At 59.9% G+C, this 20,518-nt stretch carries 22 protein-coding genes; 7 read left to right on the top strand and 15 right to left on the bottom strand.

Annotated features, from left to right (window positions below):
* Nucleotides 1-119 precede the first annotated feature (119 nt).
* The 3 genes from rnhA to H4Q31_RS06305 form a co-directional block, all read right to left on the bottom strand.
* Nucleotides 120-755 (bottom strand): ribonuclease H, encoded by a 636-nt coding sequence (rnhA, locus tag H4Q31_RS06315; protein ID WP_185178226.1) that lies wholly within the window; start codon nt 753-755, stop codon nt 120-122.
* A 64-nt stretch (nt 756-819) separates the two neighbouring features.
* On the bottom strand, nt 820-1,710 hold the full coding sequence (locus H4Q31_RS06310) for a DMT family transporter (RefSeq protein WP_185178225.1): 891 nt from the start codon (nt 1,708-1,710) through the stop codon (nt 820-822).
* Nucleotides 1,711-1,764: 54 nt separating this feature from the next.
* Nucleotides 1,765-2,658, bottom strand: a complete 894-nt coding sequence (locus H4Q31_RS06305; RefSeq protein WP_185178224.1) for a LysR family transcriptional regulator — start codon at nt 2,656-2,658, stop codon at nt 1,765-1,767.
* A gap of 111 nt (nt 2,659-2,769) precedes the next feature.
* On the opposite strand from H4Q31_RS06305, the gene H4Q31_RS06300 reads away from it, so the two are divergent.
* Both H4Q31_RS06300 and H4Q31_RS06295 read left to right on the top strand, forming a co-directional pair.
* Entirely contained in the window at nt 2,770-3,285 is a 516-nt protein-coding gene (locus H4Q31_RS06300) for a CidA/LrgA family protein (protein ID WP_185178223.1), read from the top strand.
* Complete coding sequence (locus H4Q31_RS06295) at nt 3,282-3,959, top strand: LrgB family protein (RefSeq protein WP_185178222.1); 678 nt, start codon at nt 3,282-3,284, stop codon at nt 3,957-3,959. The genes H4Q31_RS06300 and H4Q31_RS06295 overlap by 4 nt, the downstream gene beginning before the upstream one ends.
* A gap of 191 nt (nt 3,960-4,150) precedes the next feature.
* On the opposite strand, the gene H4Q31_RS06290 is transcribed toward H4Q31_RS06295, so the two are convergent.
* The 5 genes from H4Q31_RS06290 to H4Q31_RS06270 form a co-directional block, all read right to left on the bottom strand.
* Nucleotides 4,151-5,374: an RNA polymerase sigma factor gene (locus tag H4Q31_RS06290; protein WP_185178221.1), complete on the bottom strand. Its 1,224-nt coding sequence runs from the start codon at nt 5,372-5,374 to the stop codon at nt 4,151-4,153.
* Between the two features lie 7 nt (nt 5,375-5,381).
* The gene (locus H4Q31_RS06285) at nt 5,382-5,729 is read right to left on the bottom strand and encodes a YciI family protein (RefSeq protein ID WP_185178220.1); all 348 of its coding nucleotides are present in this window, start codon (nt 5,727-5,729) and stop codon (nt 5,382-5,384) included.
* Between the two features lie 131 nt (nt 5,730-5,860).
* Nucleotides 5,861-6,517 carry a pentapeptide repeat-containing protein gene (locus H4Q31_RS06280; protein ID WP_185178219.1) on the bottom strand — a complete coding sequence of 219 codons (657 nt, stop codon included), beginning with the start codon at nt 6,515-6,517 and terminating at the stop codon, nt 5,861-5,863.
* Between the two features lie 17 nt (nt 6,518-6,534).
* Entirely contained in the window at nt 6,535-7,329 is a 795-nt protein-coding gene (locus tag H4Q31_RS06275) for an alpha/beta hydrolase (RefSeq protein ID WP_185178218.1), read from the bottom strand.
* 55 nt (nt 7,330-7,384) lie between these two features.
* Nucleotides 7,385-7,927, bottom strand: coding sequence for a GNAT family N-acetyltransferase (locus H4Q31_RS06270; RefSeq protein ID WP_185178217.1), 543 nt, complete (start codon nt 7,925-7,927; stop codon nt 7,385-7,387).
* Nucleotides 7,928-8,072: 145 nt separating this feature from the next.
* Between H4Q31_RS06270 and H4Q31_RS06265 the strand changes: the two genes are divergently transcribed.
* The gene (locus H4Q31_RS06265; RefSeq protein ID WP_185178216.1) at nt 8,073-8,936 is read left to right on the top strand and encodes a metallophosphoesterase; all 864 of its coding nucleotides are present in this window, start codon (nt 8,073-8,075) and stop codon (nt 8,934-8,936) included.
* Nucleotides 8,933-9,316, top strand: a complete 384-nt coding sequence (locus H4Q31_RS06260; protein WP_185178215.1) for a hypothetical protein — start codon at nt 8,933-8,935, stop codon at nt 9,314-9,316. Before H4Q31_RS06265 ends, H4Q31_RS06260 begins: the two co-directional genes overlap by 4 nt.
* Nucleotides 9,317-9,963: 647 nt before the next feature.
* On the opposite strand, the gene H4Q31_RS06255 is transcribed toward H4Q31_RS06260, so the two are convergent.
* The 3 genes from H4Q31_RS06255 to H4Q31_RS06245 all read right to left on the bottom strand — a co-directional run bounded on the left by H4Q31_RS06255 (nt 9,964) and on the right by H4Q31_RS06245 (nt 12,302).
* Nucleotides 9,964-10,335 carry an IDEAL domain-containing protein gene (locus H4Q31_RS06255; protein WP_185178214.1) on the bottom strand — a complete coding sequence of 124 codons (372 nt, stop codon included), beginning with the start codon at nt 10,333-10,335 and terminating at the stop codon, nt 9,964-9,966.
* 191 nt (nt 10,336-10,526) lie between these two features.
* Entirely contained in the window at nt 10,527-11,237 is a 711-nt protein-coding gene (locus H4Q31_RS06250; protein WP_185178213.1) for a TerC family protein, read from the bottom strand.
* Between the two features lie 99 nt (nt 11,238-11,336).
* Entirely contained in the window at nt 11,337-12,302 is a 966-nt protein-coding gene (locus H4Q31_RS06245; RefSeq protein WP_185178212.1) for an acetylxylan esterase, read from the bottom strand.
* A 194-nt stretch (nt 12,303-12,496) separates the two neighbouring features.
* Here H4Q31_RS06245 and yyaC point away from each other — a divergent pair, with 194 nt between their 5' ends.
* The 3 genes from yyaC (at nt 12,497) to H4Q31_RS06230 (ending at nt 15,677) form a co-directional block, all read left to right on the top strand.
* Complete coding sequence (gene yyaC / locus H4Q31_RS06240; protein WP_185178211.1) at nt 12,497-13,096, top strand: spore protease YyaC; 600 nt, start codon at nt 12,497-12,499, stop codon at nt 13,094-13,096.
* Nucleotides 13,093-14,217 (top strand): CapA family protein, encoded by a 1,125-nt coding sequence (locus H4Q31_RS06235; RefSeq protein ID WP_185178210.1) that lies wholly within the window; start codon nt 13,093-13,095, stop codon nt 14,215-14,217. Before yyaC ends, H4Q31_RS06235 begins: the two co-directional genes overlap by 4 nt.
* Before the next feature lie 233 nt (nt 14,218-14,450).
* Nucleotides 14,451-15,677 (top strand): MFS transporter, encoded by a 1,227-nt coding sequence (locus H4Q31_RS06230; RefSeq protein ID WP_209703565.1) that lies wholly within the window; start codon nt 14,451-14,453, stop codon nt 15,675-15,677.
* Nucleotides 15,678-15,737: 60 nt separating this feature from the next.
* Here H4Q31_RS06230 and cobA read toward each other — a convergent pair whose 3' ends face one another.
* The 4 genes from cobA to nirB are packed head-to-tail and all read right to left on the bottom strand — an operon-like array spanning nt 15,738 to nt 20,187.
* Nucleotides 15,738-16,505 carry a uroporphyrinogen-III C-methyltransferase gene (gene cobA / locus H4Q31_RS06225; protein ID WP_185178209.1) on the bottom strand — a complete coding sequence of 256 codons (768 nt, stop codon included), beginning with the start codon at nt 16,503-16,505 and terminating at the stop codon, nt 15,738-15,740.
* Nucleotides 16,502-17,356, bottom strand: coding sequence for a formate/nitrite transporter family protein (locus H4Q31_RS06220; protein ID WP_185178208.1), 855 nt, complete (start codon nt 17,354-17,356; stop codon nt 16,502-16,504). Before H4Q31_RS06220 ends, cobA begins: the two co-directional genes overlap by 4 nt.
* A gap of 33 nt (nt 17,357-17,389) precedes the next feature.
* A complete protein-coding gene (gene nirD, locus H4Q31_RS06215; protein WP_185178207.1) occupies nt 17,390-17,698 on the bottom strand; it encodes a nitrite reductase small subunit NirD in 309 nt (102 codons plus the stop codon).
* Nucleotides 17,699-17,748: 50 nt separating this feature from the next.
* Nucleotides 17,749-20,187, bottom strand: coding sequence for a nitrite reductase large subunit NirB (nirB, locus tag H4Q31_RS06210; RefSeq protein WP_185178206.1), 2,439 nt, complete (start codon nt 20,185-20,187; stop codon nt 17,749-17,751).
* Nucleotides 20,188-20,518 lie beyond the last annotated feature (331 nt).

Below are 20,518 nucleotides of genomic sequence, written 5' to 3'. Positions count from 1 at the left end.
TGACATGCGAGGGTAGAGAGAGGCTCTTCGAAGACGAGTATCTGTTATGAGAAAACTTCGTCATATGCCAAACAGCGCCGGGACCTGAAGGTCCCGGCGCTGCTCGTGCAATTGAGAATCTATTTGCGGCCGTAGTCCGCCTTAATCTCGCCCCACGAATCCGTCTCCCACTTGAGCACCTTGTTCGGGTAGGAGTTGACCTGCAGCCAGCTGATCGCCCGATCGACAAGCGCCCAGATCTCCTTCGTCGAGTCGTTGCGCGGAAGGTTCGTCGCCACCTGCTTCGTCCGCACCCACTTAAGCGCCGTCCGCGAATCGCTGTAGACGGTCTTCGCGCTGCCCTGCTGCTTCAGGTAAGCGAGCGCGTGCACGATAGCGAGGAATTCGCCCAAGTTGTTGGTGCCGTTCGGGATCGGCCCGCGCTCGAAGATCACTTCGCCGGTGCGCGTATCGACGCCCTTGTATTCGACCGGACCGGGGTTGCCGCGCGTCCCGACGTCCACCGAGATGCTGTCGTAGTCAATCGCTTCCGCCGAAGCGGCTGTTCCCGGCTTGACACCCGTCGATGCCGAAGGCTTCTTCCCTCGTCCCCAATGCTTCTTCCAGCCTTCGCGGAAGGCGCGCTCCGCTTCTTCACGCGTCGGATAGGACTTGTACTTGGCATCGACGATGCCCTTCACCTGCGCCTGGCATTCCGGCCAGGTTCCGTAGATGCCCGGGTTAGCCCCTGCCCATACCACGTAGTATTTCCCCATGCGCTTAATCTCCTTCTTGTCCGCTGACTGGAGCTGTATGTCCTTATTCTACCATACCCAAGCTTCAGGACGCGCTCTTCAGCCGCTTCGGCTTCACGTTCACGAGCAGAATGCTGATGACGATGAGCAACAAGCCGGCTGCCAGATTAAGCGTGACGTGCTCGTTCAGGAACAGAACGCTGCAGATGATCGAGACGACCGGAATGAGAAACGTGAACGAGGCGACTGTTGACGCTTCGCCCGAGCCGATCAGCTTGAAGTAGACGAGCCAGCCGAGCGCAATGACGAAGATCGAGATGAACAGCGTGTCCAGCACGAACGACTCCGTCCAATGGATCGCGGACCAATTCTCCGTCGCCGAGCCATAGCCGAGCATGACGATGCCGCCGATCGTAATCTGCATGGCGGTCATCCAGAGCGAATCGACCTTGACGGAGGTGCGCTTCACGAAGATCGTCCCGAGCGCCCAGCTAAGCGCCGAAGCGAGCGCAAGCGCGATTCCGGCCCAGGAGACGCCGCCTTCCAGTCCGCCAAGGCTCATCGCCGCGACGCCGGCGAAGCCGACGAGGAGACCGAACATTTTCCGACCGTACATCTGCTCGCCCAGCCATACCCACGCGAACAAACCGACGAGCACCGGCTGCAGGAACACAATCGCCGAGAACAGCCCGGCAGGCAGGTATTGCAAGCCAATCGTCTGGAAGCCGTAGTAGAACACAATGCTTAGAAACGCTGACAGAAGATAAATATGCCACGTCTCCCGCAGCCTCAGCTGCCGCCAGCGCGGCACGGCGATCGCGATGAGCAGCAAGCCGCCGATGAACGTCCGAAGACCTGCGAACAGGATCGGCGGGGTGAAGTCGAGCGCATATTTGGACAGGGGCCAGTTGACCCCCCACATAAGGACAAGAAACGTTAAATAGAGGATTGTATGTTTGCGCGATAGCTGCGGCATACCCTCTCCCCCTCTGATGTATGATGACCCATATTACTATAACTTGGGTCACAATCATAAGGAAGATTGTGTGAACAGCTTCCGCGTGAACCGAATCCACTCCCTCGCTGCCAGCGATAGATAGCCTTCGCGCCGCCATGCCATGACCAGCTCCCAAGGGATGATCGGGTTCACCAGCGGCACGGCCCTCGCCTTGTCCGGATTAAGCGAACGGCAGATCGAATCGGGCAGCATCGCCACGCCGAGCCCTTCGCCGGCCATCTCGCCGATGAAGTCCCACTGCGAGCTCTCGTACGCGACGCGCGGCTCGAATCCGATGGCGCGGCACTCAGCCAGAATCCGCTCGTGCAGCGCGAAGTCGTTGTCGAACAGAATGAACGGCTCGTCCGCCAGCTCCGCCAACTCGATTCGGCGGCGATCCGCCAGCCGATGCGCCTTCGGAAGGACAACCTTCAGCCGATCCTGCACGATTGGGAACGAATCGAACACCTCGGAATTAATCGGCAGCAGCACGACGCCGACGTCCAGTCTGCCGGCCGCCAGGTCCTCCCCGATCTTGACAGCGCCGTTCTCGAACATGCGGATGCGGATGCCCGGGTAACGCTCTTGGAACTGCTTGAACACGGGCGGGAAGAAGCTTGAGCCGGCCATCGGCGGCAGGCCGATCCGGATGGAGCCTTTGTTCAAGTAGGTGATGTCGTTCAGCTCCGTTCGCAAGCCGTCGAACAGCTGCAGAATCGGGCCCGCGTGCCGCACGATCGCTTCGCCGGCGTCCGTCAGCTTCACCTGCTTGCCGTCGCGGACGAAGATCTCTACGTTCAGCTCGTTCTCGAGGCCTTTGATCATCTTGCTGATCGTCGGCTGCGTGACGTGCATCGATTCGGCGGCTCTGGTGAAGCTGCTGAGGCGCACAATCTCGGTGATGCATTGCAGATGGCGGATGTCCATTCATCGCGCTCCAATCATAGATATATGGAATGTAATATATTCAATATATTCATTTTACGAATGATGTGCAACGGCCTATACTTGCAATAGAGAAAGAAGGGGAACCTGCTCATGAGAAAATGGGGGATAACGGCCTGCCAGGTCGTCTTCTATATCGTTGTCGCCCGGATCGCCGATGCGCTAGTGGATTGGCTTCGCCTGCCGATTCCCGGCAGCATTCTTGGCATCGCGATGCTGTTCGCGCTGCTGAAGCTGGGCTGGATTCGGCTTAGCTGGATCGACCGGGGCTCGAAGTGGCTGCTCGGCGAGATGCTGCTGTTCTTCATCCCGGCCGCGGTGGGCATTGTCAATTACGGCAGCTTGGTCGCCAGCAGCGGCTGGCAAATCGCGATTACGATTATCGTCAGCACGGCGGCCGTCATGGCATGCGCCGGCTGGATCGGCGAACGGATTGCCGCGAGGGCCGTGGATGGCGCGGGGGCAGCGATTGGATCGGGAGCGGCGAATGACGCAAGAACCGCGAATGCAGCAATTGCTGCGAGTGGCGCGATTGCTGCTAATCGGATTGCTGCTAATGGAGCAAACCCCGCTAAAGCGGCGGGGTCCGAAGGGAAGGTGGGCGCATGAGCGCCGTTCTCTGGTTCTGCGTGACGGTTGCCGTGTACTTCGCCGCGAAGCGCCTATATAAGAGAGTTCCGAAAATCTACCTAACGCCGCTGCTCGTCACGCCGATTATTCTAATCATTGCGCTGAAGCTGTTCGGCGTGTCGTTCGCTTCGTATGACCATGGCGCGGAATTGCTTAGCGACATGGTCGAACCGGCAACGATCGCGCTGGCGGTCACGCTCTACAAGCATATGGACGTGCTGCGCAAGCATGCGCTTGCGATCGCAGCCGGCGCGGGCTGCGGCGCTGTCGCCGCGATTGTCACGTCCGTGGAGCTGGCGCAGCTGTTCCGCTTGCCGACGGACGTGACGGACAGCCTCGCGCCGAGGTCGTCCACGACGCCGATCGCGCTGTCGATCGCGGACATGATCGGCGGCATCCCGACCATCACCGCGGTCGCGACGCTGTTCACGGGCGTGCTCGGCCTCGTGATGGGACCATTGATTGTCCGCGGCCTGCGGATGCGCAGCCCGGTCGCGCGCGGCGTGCTGTTCGGCACGAGCGCGCACTCGGCCGGTATCAGCAAGGCGCTGGAGTATGACGCCGTCACCGGCTCGGTCGCGAGCATCGCGATGATCTTCACGGCGTTCGTGACGCTGTGCGTCGCGCCGTGGATCGTGCCTTGGTTCGGGTGAGAGAGGGTTGAGCCGACAACTCGGTGAGGCTCTAATGCAGGTAACCTGATTACCCTCTTTGGCGAGTATCAGGCGCTTCGGGCGCTGCAACGGGCCAACCCAAAAACAGCGATGCAAGGCTATCGACCTTGGCATCGCTGTTTGGTTGTTCCCGGCTCGGCTCCGCGAGCATAAGCGTTGATCCGAACAGGTTAAATCTCGGAAGCTTGGCGGCTTAGATATTGCCGAACCGCGACATCTGTGCTAAGTCCGATAGCTCGGCTGTAAGCAGAATGGGCGTCTTCTTCTCGATGCGTCCGCTTGTACAGATGACCGGCGAGCGCCCAATACGGCTGATAGCTTACTACTTCCGCAGATGGAATAGCTTCCAGGCAGGCAATACCGCTCTCCGCTCCATAAGCTTCCGCGACTGCGGCGGCTCGGCCGACTAATGCGCCTAGCGTGGGGTGTAAGCGAACGAGGCCCTCGTATAACTGAGCAATCGCCTCCCACTCGATACGTCCAGTCCGCAAGCGCTGCGCATGCACCGACTGAACCGCCGCCATCAGTTGATATCGGCCCATTCCGCCTGCTTGCGAGGCCAGATGCAGATAACGTTCCGCCTCCAGCATCAAGCCTTGATCCCATCGCGTACATTGCTGCTCCGAGAGGGGAACATAGTTCCCCTCGTCATCGTGCCGCGCCTCGCGGCGCGCTTCGCAATGCAGCATGAGCGCCAACAAGCCGTAAACCTCCGGTTCGCGCGGGGCGAACGGGAGAAGCAGCTTGGTTAAATAGATCGCTTCATCCGTCAACTTCCTGCGGGGCGAATCGGGCATGGCCGCTTCGTCCCACCCGCTTCCGTAAGCGGCATAGATAGCCTCCAGGACGGAATCGAGACGTTCCGGAATCTCCTCAGCATCCGGCATCTCGAAAGTAAGGCGATCCGATCGGATCTTGGCCTTTGCCCGAGTCAGGCGCTGGCTCATGGTTGAGGGCTTGACGATGAAGGCAGACGCGATTCGAGCGGCATCGATTCCCAGCACCGTCTGCAGCATAAGCGGCGTACGCATTGCTGGATCAATAGCCGGATGCGTACAGAGGAACATCATCCTCAGCCGTTCGTCCGGGAAGGCAGCGTTCGAAGTCGTCAGACGCTGCGTATCCTCGGACATGGCTAGCAGTGTCGGCAGCGCGCGATCGGATATACGGGTTCGGCGGGCACGGTCGATAAGCCGCCTTCGGGCAGCCGTAACCAGCCACGCCTCAGGCTTGTCCGGAACGCCGGACTTCGGCCAAGTCTCCACCGCAGCGAGAAAGGCATCGCCAATGGCATCCTCTACCGCCTGCAGATCCCGCCAATTGACGGCCAAGTAGGAGAGCAATCTACTATACGCATCACGGGCCGTCTCTTCAATGACCTGACGTGTGTCCATCGAACGATTACTTCAGCGCGGGAATGTTCTGTCTGACCTCAACCGTATCGACAGGCCCTCTGGCAGCCCACTCTAATGCGGAGTCGATGTCCGGCACATCAATGACGAAGATCCCGCCGAGCTGCTCCTTGGTCTCAGGGAACGGTCCGTCCTGAACAGACATCTCCCCGCCCCGGCGCTTCATCGTGGCGGCCGTCTCGGGAGCATGAAGTCCCGAGCCGAATACGACAATCCCGGCCTCGCGCAGAGCATGGACATAGTGCGACCAGCCCGCCAGGTAGTCTTGCTGTCTGGCAGGATCCTTCCTTGCCGCGAAGTCCTCCTGATTCTCGTAAAACATCAAAGTGTAATTCATTCGATAACGCCTCCCTATTGAACCCTATTGGAATTTGGTTTCGTTATCATGTCGATTCGGGAGCTTCGATTTCGACATTCAAAGAGATTTATTTTCGATAAAAATCCCGTTACTCATTGTACGATACACCCTTATTCCTTCACGACCACCCCGAGCAGCGGCAGGAACGCCGTCGCTTGGCCGAGCGAGATGATGCAGCCGCGCACATTGTCCGGCTCCGCCAGCAGCGTGTCGAACTCGCAATCGCTCAGGTCGATGCCTTCGAGCTTCGTGCCCGTGAACTGCGCATGATCGAGCTTCGACCGCTGGAAGTGCACCTTCTGGAACGCCGAGCCATAGAAGTCGGCGTTGTTCAGCGAGCACGTCTCGAACACCGCATGCTTCAGATCGGCGAAGCGCAGATTAGCGTAGTCGCCATAGCATTCCTCGAACCGGACGTCCCGCAGCAGCGTATCGGATAGATCGATCCCCATGATCTTGCAATCGCGGAACACTGCCCGGTGGATCGCCGCGCCGCTGAACTGCGCATTCGACAGGTCGCAATGGTCGAAGATGACATCGCTCAGCTCCAGCCGGGTCAGGTCATTGTCCGTGAACGTCACCCGCTCGAACACGAGGCGCCGCAGCGAGACGCGGTTCGCCGTCTGCCCGGCCACTTCCCCTCCGCTAATCGTGCCTCCTTCCACGATGGCGTCATCCGTCAGCTCCTCCGGCCATTCGATGCCGGGGAGCGGTTCGGCGAAGCGCGGCGGTTCCGCCGGCGGCTTCGGCTTTTGTATTTTCGACATGTACACTTATCCCTTCGTCAGCCGTCGCGCTGCTCCATGAAGAATCGCAGAGCCCGCTGGATATGTTCGTCCCAATATTCCCACGTATGGGCGCCCGGATGCTCCTCATATACATAAGCGGAAGGATAGCCGACGCTCGCGAGCTTCTCCCGGAAGGCCACGTTGTCTTCATATAGAAAATCTTCCGTGCCGCAGCTCTGGAACAACGCCGGCATCAAGCCTTCCGTCTTCCCGCTCTGCTCCAGCAGCCAGAGCAAGTCGTCCTCCGTCCCTCGAATCTCCCGATCTCCGAAAATAAGCTTGAACACGCGGTTCATCGATGTGTCCGCCGCCTGGGCCATGTGCTCCGCCAGATCGAGCGCGCCCGACAGGCTGGCCGCCGCCGCGAACCGGTCCGGATGGCGCAGCGCCCACTTGAACGCGCCGTAGCCGCCCATCGACAGTCCCGCGACGAAGTTGTCCTCGCGCTTGTCCGACAGCGGGAAGAACGAGCGCGCGACAGCCGGCAGCTCCTCCGACAGGAACGTCCAGTAGCGGTCGCCGTACGCCATGTCCGCATAGAAACTCTTGTGGACGTTCGGCATGACGACGGCTAAGCCGAGCTCCGCGACATAGCGCTCGATGGACGTTCGACGCGTCCAGATCGTATCGTCGTCCGAGAAGCCGTGAAGCAAGTACAAAGCCGGGTGCTTGCCGCCGCCAGACCAGCCGCTCATGCCGATCTGTCCGCTCGTCTGCTGCGGCAGAATGACGGTCATGGACGTGCTAATGCCCAACGATTCGGAGAAGAAATGACAATGAATGAGCGCCATATCGAATCGAGGCCTCCTCTTAATCTTGGATTAATAGGTCGCAAGATGGATGCAGCTACTCGTCGTTCGGATTTAGAATCGCCAGCACTTGATGGTCCTCCCACTTGCCGTTAATCCGGACGTTCTTGCGGGCGATCCCTTCCTTGTGGAATCCGGCCTTCTCCAATACGCGGATGGAGCCAACATTATGCGGCATGACGCCTGCCTCGATCCGATGCAGCCCAAGCTCGCCGAACGCATAATCGACAACGAGACGCGCAGCTTCTGTCATGTAGCCTTGGCCATTATGCCGCTGGTCTAAGTCGTAGCCGATCAGCGCGGACTGAAGCGCTGACCGCAGCACTTGGAATAGGCTGATCGCTCCAATCAATCTGTTGTCATGATTCAGGAAAATGCCGAAGCTGTAGGCTTGATCATTGAGTCTCGCTTCGATCTGCTTCTGGATTCTCTCCAGTTGGGCGTCCAGCGTATAGTAGTCTTCGTCGCGAGTCAAGGTGAACGGTTCGAAGAACTCGCGGTTATCGAGCTGCAATCGAAGCAGTTCCGCTGCGTCATCGGCAGTCAACGGCTTGAGGTGAATGCGATCGCCTCTGATCATGGCATTCTCTCCCTTCTCAACCTATCTATCTCTATCTTAACCGCTATAGAAGTGAAGCGCTACGGTCGCCTTGCGAGAACGAGTTTTGTGCAGATAGCGTTTTTTTGCTACGATATGGAGAATATGGGGAAGGGGAGGCGTTCGAATGGCTGCCGAACTGCTCTGGATCATTCTATGCCTCGCTGCGTTATTGCTGGCTGTCTATGCCTGCTTCATCGCCCCGCGGCGCTTAACCGTGACGCGTCTGGAGATCGCCTCGCCCGAGCTGCCCCGCGGCTTCGAAGGCAAGCGAATCGTGCAGTTCAGCGACACCCACCTCGGGTACTTCCACTCCTTGCGCCGCTTCGAGCAATTGGTCGGCAAGATGAATGCGCTGCAGCCGGACATCGTTGTCTTCACCGGCGACCTATTCGACGGCCGCGCAAAGCCTGAAGGGGACGCCGCCGTCATCCCGCTGCTCAAGCGCATTCATGCTCCGCTTGGCAAGTTCGCTGTCTACGGCAATCACGACTTCGGCCGTGACAAGATCACCCGCATCTCCGGCCCGCTGCTGTCCGCCGGCGGCTTCACGGTGCTCGTCAACGAGACGAAGCGCATCGCGCTGGCCGGCGGCGAAGCGATCACCATCTCCGGTCTCGACGATTACGTGCGGGGACGGCCGAAGCCGCGCAAGGCGCTGTCCGTTCTGTCCAAGCACGGCTTCCATCTGCTCCTCTGCCACGAACCGGATCCCGCCAGCCGCCATGTCGCCTACCCGATCGATGTGCAGCTGTCCGGCCACAGCCATGGCGGCCAGGTGGCGCTGCCCTTCGTAGGGGCGATCATTCGGACTTCCGAAGGCCGCAAGTACGTGCGCGGATGTCACCGCCTCCCCCATCAACCGCCGCGGTCCGGCCGCAGCCACCTGCTGCTGTATGTGAACCGCGGCATCGGCATGACGCGGCTGCCCTTCCGCTTCGGCAGCGTTCCGGAGCTGTCGGTGTTCACGCTGCGCAGGCAAGGCGAGTGACCGGCGTCTTGCGCCGCAGGCAAAGCGAGCATTGGCGTCTCGCGCGCAGGCAAGGCGAGTGCCGGCGTCTCGCGCCGCAGGCAAGGCGAGCGCCGGCGTCTCGCGCCGCAGGCAAGGCGAGCGCCGGCGTCTCGCGCCGCAGGCAAGGCGAGCGCCGGCGTCTCGCACTGCAGGCAAGGCGAGCGCCGGCGTCTTGCGCCGCAGGCAAGGCGAGTGCCGGCGTCTCGCGCGCAGGCAAGGCGAGCGCCGGCGTCTCGCACTGCAGGCAAGGCGAGCGCCGGCACCGCTTCCGGCTGCTGCATGCGAACTATAAGCCCACCGGCGCCTTGATCCGTCCCCGTCACTCGCTCGCCCCGCCGAATGTCGCCCCAACCCGCTGACTTCACGGCTTGATCCAGTATCTTAGTGTATTTGTACACTTATTCTCATCCGCACAGGGTGTTACCTCCTTCTAAGTGCATATGTGCAATTAGTTGGCTGAAATTAGCCTGAACCGAGTCTAATCGACCTATCTAAATGTACGCAGTACAACTAGAGCGCATGGAACGCCTCGATCTCGTACAAATAACTGCACAAATACACTTAGGCATCGGCCTCGCACTCTCGCGATCGATCTCTCGCACCTTCGCACATTCGCACCTTCGCACTCTCGCACCCACGCACCTTCGCACTCTCGCACCCACGCACCTTCGCACTCTCGCACCCACGCACCTTCGCACCCACGCACCTTCGCACCCACGCACCTTCGCACCTTCGCACTCTCACACCCACGACGCACCTTCGCTCCCTCGCGCCCTAGCACTCTCGCATCCTCGCCCGCTCGCTCCCTCGCGCCTGACCGGTCGCACCTGTCCGGCAACATGGCCTTGCGTACTGGCAGGAACGCAAAAAGACTTGAACGCGCCTCCCCCGCCGCCGGGCCAGAAGCAACCGTTCAAGTCGAAAATTTATGCATGACTAGCGTTCAACATACCATGCCGTCTATTTATATCCGCCCTCGCGCTGCGTCGCCGCTGCTGCCGCCGCCTCAGTTCGCGAACCGGCTGCCGAGCCGATTGCGCGCGGACAGCGCGGCGCGGCGCAGCTCCTGGCGTCTAGCCTGACTTCGCAGCGCGGACAGCTTCGACGACAGCTCCGTGAACCACGGCTCGTCGTACGTCGCAAGCGCGAGATCGATGAGCGCCAGCAGATCCTCCTCGCGGTCGATCGATTCCTCCGGCAGTCTGCGAACCGCTCGGTTCGGCAGGCTGATCTCCTTGCCGATCGCCGCTTCATGATCGGAATCCGTCACTTGTATCGCTATCGTTCCTTGGAAGGTATCGATGGATGCCACATAGCCATGCACGAGCTCGCCTTTGCCTGTATGCCCGGTTACCCAGTCGCCTGCCCGAATATTCATGCCCTTCCACCGCCTCATGTCGAAATAGTAAGACTATTCAGGCCCTTCTTCGAGACAGAGCCGCCTCGCTGTACTGTAATAATAATAATTACAGTAACAAATGTCAATGGCCGCCCGCCACCGCCCTAGAAAAAAAGGATAACGCCGCAGCGTTATCCTTCTGAGCCTTGTGCGCGGCTCACAGCCAGCGCTTATCCATTCGAGCCTTCGGCGCGCGCCCTGTCGCCTTCTCGCTTCTCCTTGCCGCGCGATGCGATCATCCGGTGGACGAGACCAGCCAGCAGGACAAGAATCGCCGTCGCGACCGGCAGCCAGACGTGTCCCCAATCGCCCATCTCGGGCAGCCGCTCCTGCACGGCTTCGACGCCTTCCAGCATCTCGCCCGCCGTATAGCCGAGAATCGCGGAGCCGATCCATACCACGATCGGGAACCGCGTCAGCAGCTTCATGATCAGCTGGCTCCCCCAGATGATCAGCGGAATGCTGAGCGCGATGCCGAGCGCCATCAGCCAGATGTTGTTGTTGGCGACGGAGGCGACCGCCACTACGTTGTCAAGACTCATGACGAGGTCCGACACCATGATGATGCCGACAGCTTTGCCAAGAGAGGCGGCGCCCTTCACTTCCTTGTCGTCGCCGTCCTCCACCAGCAGGTGGTAAGCGATATAGAGAAGCAGGAGCGACCCGACGATCTTGACCGCAGGAATGTCCAGCAGCGCCAGCGCGGCTACCGCGAGAACGATCCGAAGCCCGACGGCGCCTAACGCCCCGAGCCAGATGGCGCGCTTGCGCAGATGGTCAGGCAAATTCCGGCTCGCCATGGCGATGACGACCGCGTTATCGCCGCTCAATACGATATCAATGAGAAGCAGCTTCAGAAGTAACAACAAATTATCTAACATGGAGTTTGATCTTCGCCTCTTTGTCTCGGAAGAGTCGATACGCTCTTCCCTCTAATGATGAAGGTGGTGCTGCCGGGCTTGTCCGACCTTGTCTCATAACTATCCCATCATAACACAATCGTCATCTTCCCGCAGGAATGCCGCCACCTTGGCGAAATGATCGCCGCTCGTGAAATGTCCGTTGAACGGATACACCTGAAGCCGCTTCGGCGCGCTGATCCGGTTGTAGACCGCGAAGATCGTCTCCGGCATGCAGACCGTATCCTTCAGACCGACCGAGACGAACACCGGCTTCCGAATCCGTTCGCACAAGTTGAGCAGATCGAAGTAGCTGAGCGTCTTCAGCACCTGTTCCTGGTGCTCCGGGAATCTCGAGACGAACTCCGCCGCTTCCGTCAGCGAGCCTGTCGAATTCAAGATGCCGAAGTCCATATGGCACATGTTCGGAATGTCGGCCACCGTCCGCCATGGAAGATCGCTAAGCGCCGCCGTCATAAGCGCCAGTCCCCCGCCTTGGCTTCCGCCGGCCGTGACGATGCGGTGCGGATCAATCTCCGGCTGCTGCGCCGCCCATTCCACCGCCTTGAGCGCATCGACGGTAATCGCCCGGTAATAGTGCGAGTCCGGATCGAGCAAGCCTTGCGACAGCCACCCTTTGGTCATGCCGAACGATTGAGAGAGCAGGTTCCCCGTCTCTCCGCCTTGTCCCCGCACGTCGATCGCCAGCACCGCATAGCCTTGAAGCAGCCAATGCGCATGCTGTTCCGGGTTCCCCTTGCCCCCTGAATACCCGTGGAAAATAACGGCGCAAGGAAGCTTGCGTTCTCCCGCGAACGTAGGCAGCAAATACCAGCCGTGAATGGGCGTGTCGTCGAATCCTTGGTATGTCACTTTATGTACAGCCGTATACGGAGACAGGCCGTCCACCTGCTTGCGCGAAGCCGCAAGCGGTCTCGCCGATGCTTCCTTCAGCGTTCGCTCCCAGAAGGCGTCCAAGTCGCTAGGCGCCGTAGTGTCCGGCCGATACTGCCGCAGATCGTTCGCCCTTCTCTCCAAGTAATTCATCGTCCCTCACCCTCTCCAAAGGTTTATCTCTTGCCGGTTGCCGCCGGCTTCCATTCATTGCCTGTTCTATTTTACGACAAAGATCGGTCGGACTAAAGCTGATTTGCGCAAAAAGAACCTGCATTCGCCGCCAGGAAGCGACACCCTTCTTGTGATACGTTATGTATCATGTTGATAAAAGGATAAAAAGAACGATGTCGCTTAGTAAAGGAGAATTCGCAATCAGACCCTCTCTCGATATTTCCATGTTAAAAGTCAGCTTCACAGATCCGTATGCATCGTTGCGGCTGTCCACTCGGCTCGGCGAGTATCTCCGCCAGCTTCGGGGCGGCCGGCGCATCGCCGTCGTCTGTCTGGGCACCGACCGCTCCACCGGGGACGCGCTTGGACCGCTCGCCGGAACGACACTGCTCAAATATCACAGCTCCTTGTTCGATCTGTATGGAACGCTCGAAGAGCCCGTTCACGCGCTCAATCTGGATGCGACGCTGAACAAGCTTCATGACGCAGCTGCCAATCCGTTCATAATCGGTATTGATGCTTGCCTTGGCAAGGTCTCGAGCGTCGGCTGCGTCCTGCTCGGCGAAGGCCCGATTCTGCCGGGAGCGGGTGTGAACAAGAAGCTGCCGCCAGTCGGCGATATCCATATGAGCGGCGTCGTGAACGTCGGCGGCTTCCTCGATCACTATGTGCTGCAGAGCACACGGCTGCATGTGGTCATGTCCATGTCCGAGCTGATCGCGCGCAGCTTGTACCATGCGATTGCGGTGAGCGTGAAGGAGGCATCCGAATGAGAACGGTGGCTCTGTTGTTGCTGCTCCTGCTTAGCAGCCTCCCCTTGAATCTGACCGGCTTCCTCGCGAATTGGGCGGAGCAAGCGGCGCCGGGAGCATCTGCGCCGCTTGCTCCGGCGGATGGCGATGCCGATCCGGCTCCCCTCCCGTCCCCGTCTCCAGAGCTTCCAGAGCCGCCGATCACCGTCAACCTCGTCGGCGACATTCTATTGGCATCGACGGTCGGCAGCAACATCGCCAAGTACGGCGCCGATTACCCGTTTGAGGAGACGGCAGAACTGCTCGCGGACGCCGACATTACGTTCGGCAACTTGGAGACGTCCGTCTCGACGAGAGGCAAGCCGGCGGATAAGCAGTTCACCTTCCGCTCGACCCCCGAGTCGCTGGAAGGTCTAGTGAACGCCGGCTTCGACGGCGTCTCCGTCGCCAACAACCATACGCTCGATTACGGCGTGGGGGCGCTTCAGGATACGCTCGCGAATCTGGACGAGTACAAGCTTGGCCACACGGGGGCAGGGGATAATGAAGAGGAAGCGTTCGAGCCGTACGTACAGGAGGTTCGCGGCAAGAAGGTCGCCATTATCGGCATCAGCCGCGTGCTGCCCGAAGGCAGCTGGTACGCGGGCAAGAACAAGCCCGGCATCGCCCAAGGCTACCTGATGGAGCCGATGATGACCTACATTAAGAAGGCGGTCAGCAAGTCCGACTATACAATCGTATTCATTCATTGGAACAAAGAGACGAAGGACTATCCGGAGGATTACGCCCGAACGTACGCCAAGGAATTCATCGATGCGGGCGTCGACGCCGTGATCGGCGCGCACAGCCACAGCCTGCAAGGCATCGAATGGTACAAGGGCAAGCCGGTGTTCTATTCGCTGGGCAATTTTATTTTCACCTCGAAGTCGGAGAAGAGCAGCCAGTCCATGATCCTGAAGCTCAGCTTCGAGGACGACCAAGTCGGAGCGAGCGTCACGCCGGTACAGATCGTCAACACCCAGGCGAAGCTGCGGGACGACAAGTACAATCAGGCGATCATTGGGAAGCTGAACAAGATCTCGTTCAACGCGGTTGTCGGCAAGGACGGCACGGTGAGGGAGAAGGAAAAGGAGGCGGAATAGCAGAGGGGAGCTGTCAAGCTTAAAAACGAATTCCCCCAAACTATACTGCCGTTAGCAAAACAGACTGCCGTCGCGCCGGCAGTCTGTTGCTATTATCTTATCGTTTCTTGGTTTCCTATTGATCCGCTTCAGGAAGTTTCATATAGTGGATGAAGTCCGGATCAACATCCCCTTTTGCGACAGCTAGCCATCAGGAAGGACGAATCGTTGACAACTAGAGAGGATGACTTGCATTGAATGAGAGCAGTATGTCAGTGCTCCATAACCGATCGTTTCTGCGTTTATGGATCGCGCGGATTTTCTCGACCACCGCTTTTCAAATGCTGTCAGTCGTCATCGGCTGGCAGATGTACGCGTTGACAGACAGCGCCTACCAGCTAGGCCTCGTCGGCCTGGCAGAATTCCTGCCTATGCTGCTGCTGACGCTGCCGGCGGGGCAGGCTGCGGACCGCTACGATCGCCGAACCATCGTTTATATCTGCCAACTGATCGAGAGTGCCGTGGTCGTCTTGCTCGTGCTTGGCAGCATACAGGGCTGGATCGGCTCGATTCACCTGCTGATCGCCGCTGCTCTTCTCGGAGCTGCCCGCACCTTTGAAGGCCCCGCCTCGGCCGCTCTCGTGCCGGACATCCTCGATCGCGAGCAGCTGCCGCAGGGAGCCGCCTGGTCTGCGTCGGCGATGCAGACGGCAATGATCGTCGGACCGGCGCTGGGGGGCGTGCTCGTCGTCTGGGGCATCTCCGGCGCCTACCTGATATCGCTGGGTGCGCTCCTCGTGTCAGCCGTGCTGATCTTCTTCGTCAAGACCATCCATTTCGTGAAGAAGCTGGATGCCATCAACGTGGACACTTATCTCAGCGGCCTGAAGTTCGTATTCGCCCGCAAAATCATCATCGGCACCATCTCGCTCGACCTGTTCGCCGTATTATTCGGCGGAGCGACCGCGCTGCTGCCGATCTTCGCCGAGGATGTCCTGCATACCGGCTCGCTCGGTCTCGGCCTGCTGCGCTCCGCGCCGGCGGTCGGCGCGCTCGTCGTCTCGCTCATCCTGACGCGGGTCTCGCTGGAGAGAGCCATCGGCAAGACGCTGTTCGCCTCGCTCATCGTGTTCGCCTTGGCGACGATCCTGTTCGCCGTCTCCGACAACCTCTGGTTGTCGCTATTCGCGCTGTTCCTCACCGGAGCTTCCGACGTCGTGAGCGTCGTCATCCGTTCAACGCTCGTCCAGGTCAACACGCCCCAAGAGATGCAAGGCCGCGTCAATGCGGTTAACTCGCTGTTCATCGGCACCTCGAACCAGTTAGGCGAATTCGAGTCCGGCACGATGGCCGGGCTTGTCGGTGCCGTACCGGCAACCGTCATCGGCGGCATTGGCACTCTCGTCGTCGCCGTCCTTTGGATGTACTGGCTCTTCCCCGTTCTTCGTACCCAGAAGACGTACACGGCGGAGGAAGGGTAAGGACCGAATCGGAATGTCTGGCTCAGCAGCCGCGAATCATCCTTGTCCGGAGTCTATCGTTCACCCGATCCGAAGCCTCGCTTCCGCCTCCAGCCGAAGCAGCGACTCTCTCACGCTGACCGCTTCTCCGACGACGATCAGCGCCGGATTCTCCAGCTTCATCGCTTCCGCCAGCTTGTGAATGTCGGCCAGCGTGCCCGCGACGACCCGCTCCTCCGCCGTCGTGCCCCGCTCAATTAACGCAACCGGCGTCGACTCCGGCTTGCCGTGGCGCAGCAGCTCCGCGCGAATCTCCCCCAGCCGGCTGACGCCCATGTAGACGACTAGTGTATCGACGCTATGCGCGAGCAGGTCCCAGCGCGGCGGCTTCTCGTTGTCGTGGCACAGGCTGCCCGTCACGATGGCGAATGATCCGGCGACGCCGCGATGCGTGAGCGGAATGCCGCTTGAAGCGGCGGAGCCGATGGCCGACGTGATCCCGGGCACGATCTCGTACGGCAGCCACGCTTCGGCGAGCGCCAGCGCCTCTTCACCGCCGCGTCCGAAGACGAACGGATCGCCTCCCTTGAGACGCACCGCCGTCTTGCCCTGCCGCACGAGCGCGACCAGCAGCTCGTTGATCTGCCATTGCGGCATCGAATGGCGGCCAGGCGCTTTGCCGCAGTAGATCCGCTCGGCGTCCGGCCTCGCGTATTCGAGCAGCTCCTCGTTCACCAGCCGGTCGTATAGAATAACGTCCGCAGCCCGGATTCGCTTCAGCGCCTTCAGCGTGATCAGCTCGGGATCTCCGGGACCCGCGCCGACAATGGACGCGAAGCCGGCGCTCATGCTCCTTGTTCCGCGGCCGGGGCTGCGGCCCCCGGCGATGGGAGACGGCTCTCGGACGGCGTCTGCTGCTTGCTTCTCGCCGCCCAGTAGAGCATGATGCCCGTGAAGAGCGCTCCTCCGATGAAGTTGCCGGCGAGCACCGGAATCTGATTCCACAGCCACCAGTCGCCGAAGCTCACGTCCGCTCCGAGCATCATGCCGGCCGGAATGACGAACATATTGACGACGGCATGCTCGAAGCCTTGCGCGAAGAACGTCAGGATCGGCAGCCACATGGCGACGACCTTGCCGAGCGTTGAGCTGGACGTCATCGCCATGACGACGCCGAGCGTCACCATCCAGTTGCAGAGCATCGCCTTGATGATGACGAGCAGCATCCCGTCGCCGCCCATGCTCTTGTACGCGATCGTCTTGGCCTCCGCCGTCTGAATAAGCGTCTGAATGAGCGGACTGCTCATGTCGGAGCCCATTTTCGATATGGTCAAATCGTACAACGCCGCATAGAGGAAGCACCCGATGAGATGACCGGCGATCGCCCAGCCGAAGCTCGATAGCATTCGCGCAACCGAAGTCTTCTTAAATAAGGCGGCCAGCGGGATAAGCGCGAAGCTTCCCGTCACCAGCTCCAGGCCGAGCAGCACGATCATCACGAATCCGACGGGGAAAATAAGAGCTCCCGCCAGCCCGATGTTCGTCTGCGACACGGCGGTGAAGGCGAGCGTCGTCGCGCAGGCGAGAATCGCGCCTCCGAGAATGCCCCGCACGACCATCTGCCCCGGGCTCAGGCTTGCCTTGGCCGCGCCCGCGTCCACCATCGCGTTCAATACTTGATTCGGCTTTACGTAATCCATCGTCTCTTCCTCCCCAATCCAATCTGATTTTATTTATAATTTGATATAGATCATGCCGGCTTCGTCGATCTCCGTCTCATAGGTCGGGATGCAGCCTTCGTCGGGAGCTTGCGCCTTGCCGTCGTTCAGGTTGATCTTCCAATCATGAAGGGGACAATGCACGACCTCGCCGCACACCATGCCTTCGGACAGCTTGCCCTTCTTGTGCGGGCAGCGGTTCTCCACCGCCCGGACCTTCCCGTCGCTCAGCCGGAAGACGGCAATCTCCGTCTGCTCCACTTGAATCGTGCGGGATCCCTTCACATCGATGTCCGCGATGTGGCCAATTTGCAATCTCTTCATGGCAGCTTTCTCCCCTCGTTCTCTCTGGTTCGTTCTATGTGTTCCGCCGCTTAATTCGGGACCGCGGCAGGCGCTAACGATTCGAAATTTCTGCGCAATTCCTTGCTGCCGATAATCTGCTTCCACGGATCTGCCGTATGGTCCAGCGCGGCGCGAATGCGTTCATAGAGAGCGAGGCGATCCTCGCGCTTCTCCAGCGCCTGCTTCACATAATCGAGCCCGACCCTCTCGATCCAGATGGACGTGCGCTCGTTCCATTGGGCATTCTCCCGATAGAGCTGAAGGAATGCGCCCGCCCACTCGACGACCTCGTCCTCCGTCTTCACGACGCACAGCAGGTCGGTCGCTCGGATATGCACGCCGCCGTTGCCGCCGACGTGCAGCTCCCAGCCGCCGTCGATCGCCACGACGCCGAAGTCCTTGATCGAAGCCTCCGCGCAGTTGCGCGGGCAGCCGGAGACGGCCAGCTTCACCTTGGCCGGCGTGTTCAACCGCTCGAACTCCTTCTCGAGGCGGATGCCCATGCCGATGGAGTCCTGCGTGCCGAACCGGCAGAACGTGCTGCCGACGCATGTCTTCACCGTACGGAGCGCCTTGCCGTAGGCATAGCCCGAAGGCATGTCGAGCTCTTCCCACATCTTCGGCAGATCGTCCTTCTTGACGCCGAGCAAGTCAATCCGCTGACCGCCGGTAATCTTCACCATCGGAACGTCGAACTTCTCCGCCACTTCGGCGATCTTCTTCAGTTCCTGCGGCGACGTCACGCCGCCGTAGATCCGGGGAACAACCGAGTAGGTGCCGTCCTTCTGAATGTTCGCGTGGTAACGTTCGTTCGTGAAGCGCGACTCCTTCTCGTCCTTGTATTCCGCCGGCCACAGCATGCCTAGATAATAGTTGAGAGACGGGCGGCACTTGGAGCAGCCTTCTGGGGTGCGCCACTCCAGCACGTTCATCACTTCCTTGACGCTCTTCAGCTCCATACGCTTGATCTCGGCGACGATCTCGTCGCGGCCGAGCGGCGTGCAGCCGCAGATGCCTTCCTTGGCCGGCTCCCCCGCCGCATCTCCGGCATAGAGGTTCACGAGGCCGGCGACGAGGTTCTTGCAGCCGCCGCAGGAAGCCGACGCCTTCGTGCAGGCTTTGATCTCGCCGACGCTTGCGCACCCTTTGGACTGGATCGCGTCGGCGATCGCTCCCTTGGAGACGCCGTTGCAGCCGCAAATGATCTCGTCCGCCGCCATCGCTTCCAAGCGGCTCTCCAAGCTGGCCGCGCCTCCGGAGCCCCCGGGCTGGAAGCCGAGGAGCAGTTCCTTCTCTCGCCCCTTGACCGATTCGCCCTTCCGGATGAGGGAGAACAGCGACGAGCCGTCGGCCGTATCGCCGAACAGCACCGCCCCGACAAGCTTGTCGTCTTGCAGAACAATTTTTTTATACACGCCGTCCACTTCATCCTGATAACGCAGTGCCCGCGTGCCTGGCGGCTCGTTGTATTCACCCGCCGAGAAGACGTCGACACCGGACACCTTCAGCTTCGTCGATGTGACCGATCCGCTGTAGCCTTCCGTCTCGACGGCCGCGAGCCGCTTCGCCAGCACGGCCCCTTGCTCGAACAACGGAGCGACGAGGCCGTAGGCAATGCCGCGATGCTCCGCACATTCGCCGACCGCGTAGATGCCGGGCGCGCTCGTCTCCAGGAAGTCGTTCACCACGATGCCGCGGTTCACCTCAATGCCGGACGCCTTCGCCAGCTCCACGTTCGGCCGGATGCCGACCGCCATGACGACCAGATCGGCTTCCGCTTCGGTGCCGTCGGTGAACCGAAGTCCCTTGACCCGCTTCTTGCCGTAGATCGATTCCGTGTTCTTGCGAAGCAAGAACTTCATGCCTTGCGACTCCAGCTCGCGCTGAAGCATCTTCGAAGCCGTCTCGTCCAGCTGCCTCTCCATAATATAAGGGTGAATGTGGACGACCGACACATCCATGCCGAGATGAAGCAGACCTCTCGCGGCTTCAAGCCCGAGCAAGCCGCCGCCGATGACGACCGCTCTCTTGTACTTCTGCGATGCCTCCTGCATCGTCTCGCAGTCTTTGATATCGCGGAAGGCGATAACCCCTTCCTTGTCTGCGCCGGGGAGGGGCAGCATGAACGGGTTGGAGCCGGTGGCCAGAATAAGCGCATCGTATTCCGCTTCTGCGCCGAGATGCGAGACGACCTTGCGCCGCTTCGTATCGATCTGGACGGCTTGATGGCCCGTTAACAGACGGATGTTATTCTCTTCGTACCAATCCCAGTCGTTGATGATGATATCCTTCATGTCGGCTCCGCCCGCGAGCACGGAGGACAGCATGATGCGGTTGTAGTTCGGGTGCGGCTCCGCTCCGATAATCGTAATCTCATAAGCGTCCGGAGCCAGCTTCAGAAGATGCTCGATCGCTCTGACGCCGGCCATCCCGTTGCCGATCAACACCAATTTCTTTGGATTTGCCATTCGAGTATACCCCTCTCCATGAGTCGTAGCTTGAATCAAGATAAGCATGCGGCTCCTCGGCTCTGAGTAACAGAAAAAGCCCGCTATCGCCGCACAGGAACAGACATCACCCGTGACTAGCGAAAGCAGGCTTCATTGCCGCTTCGAACGAATACACCGTTGTATTCGCGAACTTATTAACGACAATATATAATAGTAGCCACGTTATTGTCAATATACATAACACGATATTTTTTCAAGCGAAAGAATCTCGACATATGGCCGTATTTTATGTTATAAAAAATAACATTAGTGTTGTTTTGCCGCTCATCGGTGGCCTGTACGACCATAA

The sequence above is a fragment of the Cohnella lubricantis genome, from assembly GCF_014212015.1.
GTDB classification, from domain to species: domain Bacteria; phylum Bacillota; class Bacilli; order Paenibacillales; family Paenibacillaceae; genus Cohnella; species Cohnella lubricantis.
Note: the sequence above shows the minus strand (reverse complement) of the source record. Positions and strands in the feature narration are given on the sequence as shown.